Source organism: Actinoplanes solisilvae (assembly GCF_003999975.1).
In the GTDB taxonomy this organism is placed as follows: domain Bacteria; phylum Actinomycetota; class Actinomycetes; order Mycobacteriales; family Micromonosporaceae; genus Actinoplanes; species Actinoplanes solisilvae.
In genome coordinates, this window is the sequence record NZ_RJAC01000046.1 from 20,850 (window position 1) to 33,022 (window position 12,173).

A 12,173-nucleotide genomic window follows, 5' to 3' on the forward strand; every position below is an offset into this window, starting at 1 on the left:
TGATCAGCTGAATCCGGGTGCCACCCGAGGAGAGATCGCGTCCCTGCACCCGTCTCAGACCCCCCATCTCGGCGGACGACCCTGCGGGAAGTCGGGTCTATGGGCGAATGGCTCCCGCGTTTCCCGGACACGCCGGTCGAGCGTCTGGTCGTCAACGAGCTCGACATGCCGTACAGCATGGAGGCGGTCATGCGGCACAGTCGTGTGGTCGTGGCCGGGATCGGCCGCAGCGGCAGCTTCGCCGAGCTGCTGTACGAGTCGTGGCGCCCGGCGGCCCGGCAGCGGTCCGGCTGCCCGGTCCTGCTCGTTCCGCCCGGCTGGTGGGAAGGCCCGAATGCGGGCGGCGCCCGTCGGCTCCGGGCCATGACCACTGAGCTGTCATCCCATGGTGGCGACGCTAGGCCGCTCGGATCTGTGGCGACAGGGACGTCCAGCACCCCGCTCGGGGGTCGGACGGCGTCACCGGCCGACAGAAGTGGCCAGCAGCTGCTGCACCACGCCGGATGTCCCGTGGTGATCGTCCCGCCGGCGACCGCGCCGGCGGTATGACCGCACGATTTCTGACCCGGGACTTTCGTCCCGTGGAGATGGGGTCCTTGTCCTCAAGAGGCATCGCGGGACATCAGGCACCGTCATATACGACGACATCGAATTCCGGGAGGATATTATGACCACCATCGGCCGGGGAACCGCCGCTCACCTCGAGAAGGTCGAGGCGCCCGGCTCCATGCTCACCAAGACCGCCGCGCGGGCGCTTGCCGTGCTGCGTATCTCTACCGGCTTCGTTTTCCTGTGGGCGTTCTTCGACAAGACTTTCGGGTGGGGGTTCGCGACCCCGGCGGAGCGTGCCTGGATCAACGGCGGTTCGCCGACCAAGGGGTTCCTGTCCGGTGTCGAGGTCGGACCGTTGCAGGACTTCTTCCACAGCATCGCCGGGGACCCGTGGACCAACTGGCTGTTCATGCTGGGTCTGCTGGGGATCGGTCTGGCCTTCGTGCTCGGCATCGGCATGCGCCTGGCGGCCGGGGCCGGTGTGGTCATGATGGCGCTGATGTGGGCGGCCGAGTGGCCGCTGGACAAGACCACCAGTGCTGGTGAGCCGAGCGGGTCGACGAACCCGGTCACCGATTACCACTTCATCTACGCGGTCGCCGGCATCGTTCTGGCCCTGACCTATGCGGGACACACGTGGGGTCTGGGCCGGTGGTGGGCGTCCCTGCCGCTCGTGCAGAAGAACCGCTGGCTCATCTGAGCCCGGTGACGATCGCCCGCGGAGCCCGGCCGTCTGGCAGCGGCCGGGCTCCCTCGTGCCCGGACACGGGGTAGGCGTCGCCCCCGAGACAGGGAGTCGCCCGTCCGGAACTGGCCCGGACGGGCGATTGAACGTCGGTCGCTAGGCAGGAACTGTCGCGGTCTGAGGCTCCTCAACCTTGATGATGGGGCCCTCGATGGATCCGAGCACGTCGTAATTGCGGGTGCTGCTGATCTTCGAGCTGAGGAAGACGGTCACAACGATCTTGTAGACGCCCGACTCCCCATTGGGGTCCGGTTGCGCCGAATGCAAGCTGTCAGCCGGGACGGCGATGGTCGCCTCGTAGCTCTCCTCATCCGCGAACTCCGGTCCACGGACCGGAACCTCGGTCGAGGCGATGACCTTCTCGTCGCCGGGACCCTGCGACTCGACATAGGCAGTCGCGGTCCATTTGTTCGACTGCCGCGACATCGCGGTCAGCCAGAGCGGGACCAGATTGCCGAACTATCGAGGGACGCGAATGGCGCCAAATTGCAATGCGCATAACACTATGTGTCACATCCGTTCTCGGAGCGATTACACAGCATTATCGGGCTGCAATTCGCAGCGTCACCAGGCTTGGTTCGTACCGACTTTACGGACTTTGGTCCCTACCACTTCGATCGTCGTCGGTGTCGAGCTGCTCGGCACCACCTCCCCGGCCGTCCACTTCGGCCTTCGGGAGGCAGGCGCCCGCGGTTGCGAGCTGATCATCCTGAACGCCGTTCCGCCGGCACGCCTACGGTGGCAGCGCGATGCCCCTGCTCGGCTCGGTGAGCAGCGCCGTTCTGCGGGACGCTCACTGCCCGGTCTTCGTGGCAGGGTGAAGGCAGGACCGAGGCCCGGAGGATAGGCGCACCGGAGCGGGCCGCGCTGGTGCGGCGTTCGTCGCGGGTGCCGGGGAACGGGCACGCGGACGGCCCAGAGGCCGGGCGAGGCGTCACCGAGTCAGACGCGCACGGTGGGGGTCCGATCCGTGATCGACAGGCGGAAGACCCGGGTGTCGCGTGCCGGAAGCCCAGGCGCTGGTAGAGCTGGTTGGCGGCCTGGCGCGCCGGGCGGGAAGTCAGGTCGACCATCCGGGCACCGTCGCCGTTCGCGAGCTGAACCGCCCGTCGGGCCAGAGCAGCCCCGACGCCCTGGCCGCGAACGGCCTCGTCCACAACGACGTCTTCGATCCAGGCTCGCGGGCCGGTGGGGATGGGGAAGGTCACGAGCGTCAGCGTCCCGACGATCTCGAAGTCCGGATGGGCCGACGATGGACCCGTCAGAGCTCCTGGGCCAGAGGCGAAAGTCCCCGGGCGGGGCTCGTGGCCCAGCGGCGCAGAACGGCATCGGCCGACTCGGCCTCCTCGATGCGGGCCAGCGCACCGGCGAGCGCCTCGCGCAGCGCCGGGATGCGGCGGTGTTCGAGGGCTCGCAGGCGCTGGCGGGTGAGCTCGGCCTCATGGGCGACGATCCTCGCGGCCCGGGTCGCCACGGCGTGCCGGGCGGCCTCGGCAACCGCCTCCCGCACCGCCCGCTCGGCGTCCACCAGGGCGGCGTCGGCCGGTGGCGACGCGGCGGGAGATCGATCCGGCAGGTCGCAGTCCACCCCGTCGGGGTAGCGCAGGGCCATGAGCATCGTGGTGTGCAGGGTGACCTCGGCCCCGCCGGGCGGGGCGGCGAGCCGGATTCCCCGGTCGCCGACGAGTTGTCCGGCGCGGTCGAGCCGGCGTTGGGCGCGGCGTGCGGCCTCGTGCCACCGGCCACCTGTGGCGGTGGCCTCGGCGTTCAGGCGCTCGGCCTCGATGCCCAGTACGGTCAGCTCCCGGGCCAGCAGTCGCGCTCCGGCCTCGGTGACAGCGAGCCGTTGGCGCAGCATCTGCACGCCGGCCCGCCCGGGTGGCGTTCGCACCGCCCCGGGCGCTCTCACGGCTTGATCCCGTGGGCGACCAGCTCGTGCTCCGGCAGCAGCACCAACTCACGCCGGGGCAGCACCGACAGAGCCTGCCAGGCTCGGCGCAGCGTCTCCTCCAGCGTCCGGCACTCGTCGGGCGACTGGGCCAGCAGCCCTGTGAGGTAGAGGCTCTCGAATTCGCGGTAGTGCCGGTCGGTTGCGCTGAGACCGCCCGGTCCGACCAGATCGGCCAGCTCGGCCGCCTGACGAGCGCGGGCGAGCGCCGCCATGACCTGGGCGGCCACGTCGAGGTGGTCGGGGCGGGCGCCGTGGCGCATCAGGCGGGACAGCGACGAAAGTGCGTCCACCGGCGGGTAGACGCCTGCGGCGGCGATCTCGGGGGAGAGCACCACCTGTCCCTCGGTGATGTAGCCGGTGAGGTCGGGCACCGGGTGGGTGATGTCCCCGGCCGGCATGGTCAGTACCGGCAGAACGGTGACCGAGCCGCGGCGCCCGGAGATCCGGCCGCAGCGCTCGTAGAGCGAGGCGAGGTCGCTGTAGAGGTATCCGGGGTAGGCGCGGCGGCCGGGTATCTCGCCGCGCGAGGCGGAAACCTCGCGGACCGCCTCGGCGTAGCTGGTCATGTCGGTGAGCACGACCAGCACGTGCCGGCCCTCGGTGAACGCGAGGTCCTCGGCGATGGTCAGGGCCAGCCGCGGGGTCAGGATGCGTTCGATCACCGGATCGTCCGCCGTGTTGAGCAGGATGGTGAGCTCACCCGCCGCGGCCCGGCCGGCCAGCGCGTCACGGACCGCGTCGGCGTCGGCGTGGGTCAGCCCGAGTCCGCCGAAGACGACGGCGAACGGCTCGCCGCCGGCGGTCGACTGGGCGGCGATCTGCGTCGCCAGTCGCAGGTGCGGCAGGCCGGCCCGAGAGAAGATGGGCAACTTCTGGCCGCGGACCAGGGTGGTCAGCCCGTCGATCGCCGACACGCCGGTGAGCACCGGCTCCGCCGGCGGCTGCCGCCGGGTCGGGTTCATCGGAGCGCCGGCGACGGCCGCCTCGCGCGGGCCGAGCACGGGCGGGCCGTCGTCGATCGGTACCCCGCGCCCGTTGCAGGTGCGGCCCAGCCAGCCAGGACCGACGTCGATACGTAACGGCCGGCCGGCGAAGCGCACCGCGGTCTCCGCGGGATCCATGCCGAACGTGCCTTCGAGCACCTGCACCACGGCGAGGTCGCCGGCGACCGCCAGGACGAGGCCGTGCCGCACCTGGCCGCCCGTGTGGATCTCGACGTACTCGTCCCAGCCGACGCCGGCGACGCCAGACACGACCAGAAGCGGGCCGCTCAGCTCCCGCACGGCGGTGTACGAGACGGCGAGGGGGTTCATGACTCGGCCGCCAATCCGGCGAGCACGGTGTCACAAGCGGTCACCACCGCGGCGTCGTCGTCCGGCCCGGCGGTGTCGCGCACGCGCACGAGGGCTCCGAAGTCGACCGCCTCGAAGCTCTCCGCCGGGCGGCCCTCCTCGGCCAGTCGCCGAAGCCGGTCGCCGACCGCGAGCACCGCCTCGGCCAGGGCCAGGCCTTTCGCCCGTCCGCAGTAGCCGTCACGAGGCGACAGCGCACTCTGCCGCAGCACCGCGTCGCGCATCAGCCGTGCAGTCAGCAGTACCGCACGTTCGGGTGCCGCCAGCCCGGTGACGCCGATCAGCTCGGCGAGGGCGGTCAACCGGTCGGCCTCGGCCAGTAGGCTCAGCATCCGCGCCCGGTCGGCGGCCCAGTCCGGGGCGCCGTGGCTCACTTGCCAGGCGGCGATCGTCAGGGCGTCACGCGCGAACGACCCGGACCACGAGACGGCGGGATAATGACGCGCATAGGCGAGGTCACGGTCGAGGGTCCACAGGCCGCGGACGAAGCGTTCACTCTGTGCGGTCACCGGCTCGGTCAGGTCCCCGCCGGGCGGTGAGACGGCGCCGATGATCGTCACCGATCCGCGAGCGCCGCCCAGCGTCATGACCGCTCCGGCCCGCTCGTAGAAGGCGGCCAGCGCCGAGCTCAGCGTGGCCGGATAGCCCTCCTCGGCAGGCAGCATGCCCGTGCGGGAGGCGAACTCGCGCAGGGCCTCGGCCCAGCGGGAGGTGGAGTCGGCGATGACGAGCACGTCGTAGCCCATGTCACGGAAGTACTCGGCCACCGTCACCGCCGAATGGACCCCGGTCTCGCGGGCCATCATCGGCATGTTCGAGGTGTTGGCGATCGCCACCGTCCGATCGGCCAGGCGCCCGCCGCCGCGCGGGTCGGCCAGGGCGAACAGATCGGTCACGACATCGGCCATCTCGTTGCCGCGCTCGCCGCAGCCGGCGTACACGATGACGTCGGCGTCGCACCACTTGGCGATCTGCTGGAGCAGCACTGTCTTGCCGGTCCCGAAGCCGCCCGGAACGGCGACGGTGCTGCCCTTGAGCAGGGGGAAGAGCAGGTCGATCACCCGCTGGCCGGTGTGCAGCGGGGTGTCGGCGGGCCGGCGCTCCCGCACCGGTCGCGGAACGCGTACCGGCCATCGCGCGGTCAGTCGCATCGAGGCGCCGCCCACGACAGCGATCTCGTCGTCCGCGCCATACTTCCCGGCCGGCGCGATGCTGTCGACGGTGCCGCCGGTCCCCGGTGGGACCATGATCCGATACGCGACGGGGCCAGGCCCCGGCACGGTGCCGAGCACGGCGCCCTCGTCCACGCGCTGCCCTTCGCGCACCCCGGGCTCGAAGTCCCAGCGCTGACCGTCGAGGCTGCCGCCGGGCGTCTGCGGGAGCAGCCACACCGGACCGCCGCTGAGCGGTCGCAGCAGTCCGTCGAACACCCGGCCCAGCAGGCCGGGCCCGAGCCGTGCGGTCAGCGGGGTCCCGGTAGGCCGCACCCGGTCGGCGGGCCTCAGCCCACCCGTGTACTCGTAGGCCTGCACGGTGGCCCGGCCGTCGCGGATGGCCACCACCTCGCCGGGCAGCGCATCCGGACCGATCTCGACCAGCTCGTGCATGGCCAGCCGGCCCGAGTGGGTGACCTCCACCATCGGCCCGTCCACGCGGGTCACTGACGCGGTGCTCATGTCCGCCACATCTCCTCGATCTGGGTGCCGAGCTCGTGCAAGGCCTTGCCGGTCAGGGCGCGGGCGGTTACCTCGACCCGGTGGCCGGCGAGCGTGCCGGTCACCGCGCCGGGCGTCACCACCAGCGAGGCGCCCGGCCCAAGCGCGACCTCGACGCGGGCACGGACCGTGGCTTCGACGGCCGGCTCGGTCAGCCAGGCGCACGCCCGCTCGCACACCTCCTGTTCCAGAGCGTGGTATGCGTCGCGTCGCGCCCGCAGAACGATCCGCCGCGACTCCCGACCGGCGGCCGCGTCGTCGGCCGCGCCGGCCGCAGCGGCATCGTCGTGCCCTCGCCGCCGTGCCTCGGTCCGAATCGCCGCGGCCCGGTCGCGGGCGGTCGCCAGCAGGTGGTTACGCTCGGCCCTGGCCTCGGCGGTCACGCGGTCCGCCTCAGCCCGGGCGGCACGCATAAGCGCTTTACGGACCGGTGCCAGCGGATCGGTCGGGCTGGCCGGGACGAGCGGGTTCGGCGTCATGGCAGCACCGCGATCAGGGGGCCGTCGATCTCGTGCCCCGCACCGATCGCGTCGGCGGCCGCGCGGGTGAGCACGACCAGGCGGACGTCGGCCGGAAGCGCGGTCCAGGCGGCGCGGGCCTCCGCGTCGTCGACGACCGGTATCACGAGCAGGCCCGCCAGGGCCCATCCCCGGATCTCGACCGAGGCCCCCAGCACGGCCGCCAGGCCGGTCATGCTCGTCCGATCAGGATGATCGCCACGATCAGGCCGTAGATGGCGATGCCCTCGGCCAGGCCGACGATGACCATCGCCCGGCCGAACAACTCGGGGCGTTCGCTCATGGCGGCCAGCGCGGCGGCGCCGGTGTAGGCCACGGCGATCGCGGCGCCGATCGACGACCCGGCCACGGCGATCGCCGCGCCGAGCAGCGCGGCCCACGCGGCGTTCCCCGAGGCGGCGTCGGCCGGGGCGGCCTGCGCCGGGTCGCCGGTGATCGCCAGAGCCAGGACGACGGCGGCTGCCGCCAGCAGCAGGCCGTTGACCGACAGGGCGATCCGGATCGCGGCGCGACCGTGTCGGCGGACCTGCCAGAAGCCGGCGATGAGGCCCACCACCAGGACGGGCACGGCAAGCAGCCAGACAGTCATTCCGACGCCTCCTTAACGGACAGGGTCCATGGGCGGAACGGCCGGCCCTCGCCCTCGAACACCCGTGAGAACAGTTCGTAGTACTCCAGCCGCAGTGCCTGTATCGCGGCGACCAGCGCCTCGAGGCCGAACGTGAGCGCGTTGCCCAGCACGAATACCAAGACCGACGCGAGCACGGCGGCTCCTCCGCGGTGCCAAAGGGCGGTCGTGGCCGACCACACCAGGGCGCCCAGTGCGGCGTGGGTCAGGCCGAACGCGGCCAGCCGGGCGAAGGAGACGACGTTGGCCCCGATCCGCAGCACCAGGTCGAAGAGCTGGACGGCCGCTTGAGCCGCCCCGGCGCCGCCCCCGCCGGACGCGGCGTAGAGACCGATGGCGCACAGGGCCAGCGCCACGGCGGCTACGGTCGCACCTGTTCCGGCGATGCTCCAGCGGCCCAGGTAGAGCCCCGCGGCTGAGGCAACCAGGCCCAGGTAGAGCGCCGCGCCGGCGATTCCTGTGGGGGCGTACAGGGCCAGCTTCGCGCCGCCCTCGCGCCACCGGTTGATCGTGCCGACGAGGTAGGCGACGGCGAGCAACGCCGCCCCGAGGCCGATCCCGGCGCCGAGCAGACGTACCGGCTCGTCCAGCGGTGACAGCCAGCGCACCGGCAGCACGCCGGTGGGGCCGAAGAACTCGCCGAACGCGAAGCCCGCCACCGCACTGGCCAGGCCGGCGCCGGCCACGAACGGCCACATCGGGCGGAGCCTGTCGCGGAAACGCCGCGGCGCGAAGCGCAGCAGGAGTGCGGCGAGAAGCAGAACCAGGCCGTGCCCCGCGTCGGCGAACATCATGCCGAACATCAGGACGTAGGCGAGACCCGAGAACAGTGTGGGATCGAGATCGGCGTACGGCACGGTGCCGTATGTGCGCACCAGCGGCGCGAACGACTCCCGCAGCGGCGTGTCCTCACGCAGCAGCGTCGGTGGGTCGACGCCGGGCGGGCGCCGCAGCGGCACGATCGCGCTGTCCACTTCAGACAACATCGCCGCGAGGGCTTCTTCCCGGTCGGCGGGGCACCAGCCGGCCCAGACCCGCACGCCGTCCCGCTGGACGGATCCGGCCGCCATTCGCTCGAGTTGTGCCTCACCTGTCAGCAGGTCAGTGCGGTGGGCGGCGATCAAGGCGTCGACGTCCGGGGCCGTGGGCGCCACACGGGGATCCGCGATCGCGCCGCCGACCCGGTGCAGGGCCGCGGTGGCGGGGCCCTCGGGTGACCCGTTGAGGGCCGGTTCGTCCAGTTCGACGGCGCCGGCCCGGGCCAGCAGGACGAGCGCGTCCCGCGTGCGGGCGGGCGGCACGGCGACGGCCACCCGGGTCATCGGCGTGGGCCGGGCGGTCACGGGGCGGAGCCGCTCCGGTCGGGCTCGCTCAGATCGTGGCATCGAACACCTCCGTCAGGCCGCCCCCGCGGGCCGCCGACTCGAGCGCCGCCCGCACCCGCCACGCGTCCGCGGCCAGGACCGCAGCGCAGCCGACGGCCGCGTCCCCACCGAACCGAGGACCGTGCAGCAGGGCCCCGCCGTCCTTGTCGACCCGCCGCCACCAGGCGGTCTCGGCCCGCCAGACGTCGCTGTCGCGGTCAACGTCCTCGAGCACCCAGCGAGCCTGAGCGGTCGCCGCGGAGCGCAGGGCGGGAAGCGTGGCCGCGGTCAGGCAGCCGGCCCCCGCCAGGGCGCGCAGGTGGACGGCGGCGTCCGCCGGGGACGGCCCGCCGAGCATCCGGTCCCGCGCCAGCAGCAGCAACGCCGCCCCGGCGGCCCAGGTGGCCGCGGCCGGCACCCGCACCGCGACCCGGTGCAGCCAGGCGTAGCGGGTGAAGGAAAGGCCGGCCCGGGCCGTGCCCGCGAGGGCGCCCAGGTTGAACGCCGGGTCGGCGGGCCACCCGGCGGCACGCTGGCGCGCCTCGTCGAGGTTGGCGAGCTCGAACCCGCCGGCGAGCACCCGCAGTTGGTCAGCGGTGGACCGGGACTGCCACCCGGCGAGCACCCGCAGGTGCCACAGCAGAGTGCGGCTCACCGCGTGCTCGGCCACGGCGAGGCCCTGCCCCGGTCGCACGTATCGTCCGTACGGGGAGCCGGCCAGCTCAGCGACGGCGCTGGACAGCCCGACGTGGCCGGCGAGCCGGCGGCAAGCCGACGCGCTGATCCGTCGCCGGGCGAGGGCCCTCGCCCGGATCGTGCCCGCCACGTCCGCCGCCGCCATCACGGCACCGTGCCATCCGGCGCGGCTTCGATGCTGCCGCGTATCTTGCGCAGGGCCAGGTCGGCGAGCGCGGGGCGGCACCGGGCGGCCCGGCGAGCGATGTCATCGGCCGCGCTGCGGGCCTGGGCGGCGCTCACTTCGGAGCGTCGGTTCGCTGCCGCCCGGGTTTCGGCGAAGGCCTGGGCGTAGCCCGCCTGCCGTTCCTGCTCGGCCCGGCTGACCAGTGCATCGGCTTCGCGCCGGCCCTGGTCGCGGGTGCGTTCCGCCTCGGCTCGCGCGGCCGCCACGATGCCGGCGGCGTGCTCGTCGGTGACCGCCAGGGCCGCGAAGACCGGGGCGACCTCGTCCACGAGGCGGCTGCGCCGATCCACCGGCACCGCCGCCGGCGCGGCCGGGCCGGGCGGCCCGGCGGAGCGGAACCGGTCAAGCAATTCCCGCAGTGTCGGCACCTCGTCCCCCGTTCCTCCGGCTTCGGCCCATCAGGCCAGTCGCCCCCATCATCGGGCCGCCCCGAACACCCGGGCAGGGCCGAAAGCCTCACTGACCGGTGGCGACCGGCCGCGCCGTCATCGGGGCCGCCGAGGCGCGGCGCCGGGACTTGAGCCTGCCGCTGCGGCGGCCTCGCCCGGCACGGTGAGGGAGGAGATCTCGATGGCAGAGCCGGCCGCCGTCCAGGCGCGGACAGTGGTGCTCGGCGCGCGGTAAGGGCGGCTTCTCGCTGCTGGGACTCGGCTCCGTGACCCGGTACGTGCTGCATCACGGGCGTGCCACGGTCGCGGTCGTCCGGCAGAACCCGCCACCCGGCGCCGCCGGACAGACCTCGGACCGCGACCTCCGGTGCCGTGCAGGCATCCGCCGTCAGGACCGGTGGGCAGCCGACGGATCGGTTTCCGGCGCGCTGGTCGGCGGTTGGGTGGTGGTCGGCTGGTTGGTGCTCGGTTGGGCGGTGGACGGCTGGACCGTCGGGGGCCGGCTGGTGGGGGGCTTGCTCGTGTGCGTCGTCATGGTGGAGGTCTTTGCCGGTGTCGGGCGCGGAGAGTTGATCGTCGTGGACGGCGCCCGGGTGACGGGACGGCTCGGTCGGTGCGTCTTCGTCTCGCCAGCGCCGTTCCCCGCGGCGGGCGTGGCGGATGTGTTCGAGGGCGCGACTGCGGCCGGGGGCGCGGGTGCCGACACGGACGGCCGCGGCGAACCGGGGTCGTGACCAAATGGTGCGGCGACGGCCAGGGCCGCGGATCCGGTGACTACCGCGAGTACGGCCAGCGCAGGTGCCAGGGCGGTGCTCCGACGCGATCGCCCGCCCGCGGTCGTGTGCTCGGGCTGCCGGATGAAGCCGCGGCGCAGACGGGGTCGGGAGAGCGACTCCGTCGTGGCCTCGCGCCAGTTGACGGCGGCGACCCGCGCGGCCGCCTCCGCCATCGCGGCCGCCGACGGGAAGCGGTCCGCGGGCTTCTTGGCCAGGGCGGTCGTCACGACGGCACACACCGCCGCCGGCACCTCGGCCGGCAACGGTGGTGGTTCTTCCCGGAGGTGCTGGAAGGCGATCGTCAACGGGTCCTCGTCCATGAAAGGTGGCTGCCCGGCCAGACAGTGATAGGCCACCGCACCGAGCGCGTACACGTCCGCAGCCGGTCCCGCGCCACGTTTGGACAACCGCTCGGGAGCAAGATAATGCGGGGTCCCCAGGAGATCCTTCGTGGAGGTGAGCTCGGCCGAGCCGATGCAATGGGCGATGCCGAAGTCGACCAGGACCGCCGTGCCGTTCGGCTGAACGATGATGTTGCCAGGCTTGACGTCTCGATGCTCGATGCCGATGTCGTGGGCGGCCTGCAACGCGCGGGCCACCTGAGCCACGATCGACATGGTCTCGCCGACCGGCAGCCGTCCCCGTGCGGCGATCCGCCGGTCCAGCGGCTGCCCGTGCACATAGGCCATGACCAGATAGGCATTGGTGGGCTCGTGGCTGAAGTCGTACACGTCGGCGATGCCCGGGTGGTGGAGGGCCGCCATGGCCCGAGCTTCGTGCTCGAATCGGCGGTGGAACTGTGGGTCGGCCGCTCGGTCGTCGCGCAGGGTCTTGACCGCGACGGCGCGGTTCAGCAGCAGGTCGGTGCCGTGCCACACGTCGCCCATCCCACCGGAGGCGATCCGTTCACCCAACCGGTATCGGCTGTCCAGCGTCTCTCCTGTCTGATGGGACATCGACACTCACCGCCTTCGAAGTCTGGGCAGGTTGTGCGGCTCCGTACGCCGGCGGATCGGCCGGCTGAGCGGGTTCGGACGGGATCGGCGTAGCGGTGGGGATCGGCCGGGTCACCGGGGCGTCCGTGGTCAGTACCAGCGGCTCGCGGTGGTGCCGCAGCTCCAGCTTGGCGTCGCCGTCGCGGGCGCGGGCGCGCAGTGAGTAGACGGCCTCGTGCGGGCGGATCTCCACGCGCAGGCGCAGACCATGCCAGAGCAGGGAGAACGCCAGCCGGTCGAGGCGGCTGGGCAGGCGCGGCGCGAAC

The 12,173-nt window shown here is 72.9% G+C and carries 15 protein-coding genes; 2 read left to right on the forward strand and 13 right to left on the reverse strand.

Annotation, left to right across the window (positions count from 1 at the left end):
• Positions 1-99: 99 nt before the first annotated feature.
• Together EER30_RS45095 and EER30_RS45100 are read left to right on the forward strand one after the other, a co-directional pair.
• A complete protein-coding gene (locus EER30_RS45095; protein ID WP_127509007.1) occupies positions 100-549 on the forward strand; it encodes a hypothetical protein in 450 nt (149 codons plus the stop codon).
• 118 nt (positions 550-667) lie between these two features.
• The gene (locus EER30_RS45100; RefSeq protein ID WP_127509011.1) at positions 668-1,252 is read left to right on the forward strand and encodes a DoxX family membrane protein; all 585 of its coding nucleotides are present in this window, start codon (positions 668-670) and stop codon (positions 1,250-1,252) included.
• 141 nt (positions 1,253-1,393) lie between these two features.
• On the opposite strand, the gene EER30_RS45105 is transcribed toward EER30_RS45100, so the two are convergent.
• The 13 genes from EER30_RS45105 to EER30_RS45170 form a co-directional block, all read right to left on the reverse strand.
• Positions 1,394-1,723, reverse strand: coding sequence for a hypothetical protein (locus tag EER30_RS45105; protein WP_127509014.1), 330 nt, complete (start codon positions 1,721-1,723; stop codon positions 1,394-1,396).
• A 278-nt stretch (positions 1,724-2,001) separates the two neighbouring features.
• Positions 2,002-2,505 (reverse strand): GNAT family N-acetyltransferase, encoded by a 504-nt coding sequence (locus EER30_RS49250; protein WP_240670731.1) that lies wholly within the window; start codon positions 2,503-2,505, stop codon positions 2,002-2,004.
• Positions 2,506-2,558: 53 nt separating this feature from the next.
• Entirely contained in the window at positions 2,559-3,206 is a 648-nt protein-coding gene (locus tag EER30_RS45120) for a V-type ATP synthase subunit D (protein ID WP_127509017.1), read from the reverse strand.
• Positions 3,203-4,561 carry a V-type ATP synthase subunit B gene (locus EER30_RS45125; protein ID WP_127509019.1) on the reverse strand — a complete coding sequence of 453 codons (1,359 nt, stop codon included), beginning with the start codon at positions 4,559-4,561 and terminating at the stop codon, positions 3,203-3,205. Before EER30_RS45125 ends, EER30_RS45120 begins: the two co-directional genes overlap by 4 nt.
• Positions 4,558-6,276 carry a V-type ATP synthase subunit A gene (locus EER30_RS45130; protein WP_127509023.1) on the reverse strand — a complete coding sequence of 573 codons (1,719 nt, stop codon included), beginning with the start codon at positions 6,274-6,276 and terminating at the stop codon, positions 4,558-4,560. The genes EER30_RS45125 and EER30_RS45130 overlap by 4 nt, the downstream gene beginning before the upstream one ends.
• Positions 6,273-6,698: a hypothetical protein gene (locus EER30_RS45135; RefSeq protein ID WP_127509026.1), complete on the reverse strand. Its 426-nt coding sequence runs from the start codon at positions 6,696-6,698 to the stop codon at positions 6,273-6,275. Before EER30_RS45135 ends, EER30_RS45130 begins: the two co-directional genes overlap by 4 nt.
• A 92-nt stretch (positions 6,699-6,790) precedes the next feature.
• Positions 6,791-7,009: a hypothetical protein gene (locus tag EER30_RS45140; RefSeq protein ID WP_127509029.1), complete on the reverse strand. Its 219-nt coding sequence runs from the start codon at positions 7,007-7,009 to the stop codon at positions 6,791-6,793.
• Positions 7,006-7,422 carry an ATP synthase subunit C gene (locus tag EER30_RS45145; protein ID WP_127509032.1) on the reverse strand — a complete coding sequence of 139 codons (417 nt, stop codon included), beginning with the start codon at positions 7,420-7,422 and terminating at the stop codon, positions 7,006-7,008. The genes EER30_RS45140 and EER30_RS45145 overlap by 4 nt, the downstream gene beginning before the upstream one ends.
• Complete coding sequence (locus EER30_RS45150; RefSeq protein ID WP_127509035.1) at positions 7,419-8,846, reverse strand: V-type ATPase 116kDa subunit family protein; 1,428 nt, start codon at positions 8,844-8,846, stop codon at positions 7,419-7,421. The genes EER30_RS45145 and EER30_RS45150 overlap by 4 nt, the downstream gene beginning before the upstream one ends.
• Complete coding sequence (locus EER30_RS45155; RefSeq protein ID WP_127509038.1) at positions 8,833-9,666, reverse strand: hypothetical protein; 834 nt, start codon at positions 9,664-9,666, stop codon at positions 8,833-8,835. The genes EER30_RS45150 and EER30_RS45155 overlap by 14 nt, the downstream gene beginning before the upstream one ends.
• Positions 9,666-10,097, reverse strand: a complete 432-nt coding sequence (locus tag EER30_RS45160) for a hypothetical protein (protein WP_127509041.1) — start codon at positions 10,095-10,097, stop codon at positions 9,666-9,668. Before EER30_RS45160 ends, EER30_RS45155 begins: the two co-directional genes overlap by 1 nt.
• A 427-nt stretch (positions 10,098-10,524) precedes the next feature.
• Positions 10,525-11,868, reverse strand: a complete 1,344-nt coding sequence (locus EER30_RS45165) for a serine/threonine protein kinase (RefSeq protein ID WP_127509044.1) — start codon at positions 11,866-11,868, stop codon at positions 10,525-10,527.
• The coding region (locus EER30_RS45170) for a glycosyl hydrolase family 65 domain-containing protein (RefSeq protein WP_284699746.1) at positions 11,819-12,173 on the reverse strand (355 nt) is incomplete at its 5' end. The genes EER30_RS45170 and EER30_RS45165, both read right to left, overlap by 50 nt.

Bases quoted from the DNA above. Each gene is read 5' to 3' on its own strand.
- EER30_RS45140 (WP_127509029.1), bottom strand. From the start codon at position 7,009: ATGACCGGCCTGGCGGCCGTGCTGGGGGCCTCGGTCGAGATCCGGGGA.
- EER30_RS45095 (WP_127509007.1), top strand. From the start codon at position 100: ATGGGCGAATGGCTCCCGCGTTTCCCGGACACGCCGGTCGAGCGTCTG.
- EER30_RS45130 (WP_127509023.1), bottom strand. From the start codon at position 6,276: ATGAGCACCGCGTCAGTGACCCGCGTGGACGGGCCGATGGTGGAGGTC.
- EER30_RS45105 (WP_127509014.1), bottom strand. From the start codon at position 1,723: ATGTCGCGGCAGTCGAACAAATGGACCGCGACTGCCTATGTCGAGTCG.
- EER30_RS45165 (WP_127509044.1), bottom strand. From the start codon at position 11,868: ATGTCCCATCAGACAGGAGAGACGCTGGACAGCCGATACCGGTTGGGT.
- EER30_RS45100 (WP_127509011.1), top strand. From the start codon at position 668: ATGACCACCATCGGCCGGGGAACCGCCGCTCACCTCGAGAAGGTCGAG.
- EER30_RS45145 (WP_127509032.1), bottom strand. From the start codon at position 7,422: ATGACTGTCTGGCTGCTTGCCGTGCCCGTCCTGGTGGTGGGCCTCATC.
- EER30_RS45150 (WP_127509035.1), bottom strand. From the start codon at position 8,846: ATGCCACGATCTGAGCGAGCCCGACCGGAGCGGCTCCGCCCCGTGACC.
- EER30_RS45125 (WP_127509019.1), bottom strand. From the start codon at position 4,561: ATGAACCCCCTCGCCGTCTCGTACACCGCCGTGCGGGAGCTGAGCGGC.
- EER30_RS45155 (WP_127509038.1), bottom strand. From the start codon at position 9,666: ATGGCGGCGGCGGACGTGGCGGGCACGATCCGGGCGAGGGCCCTCGCC.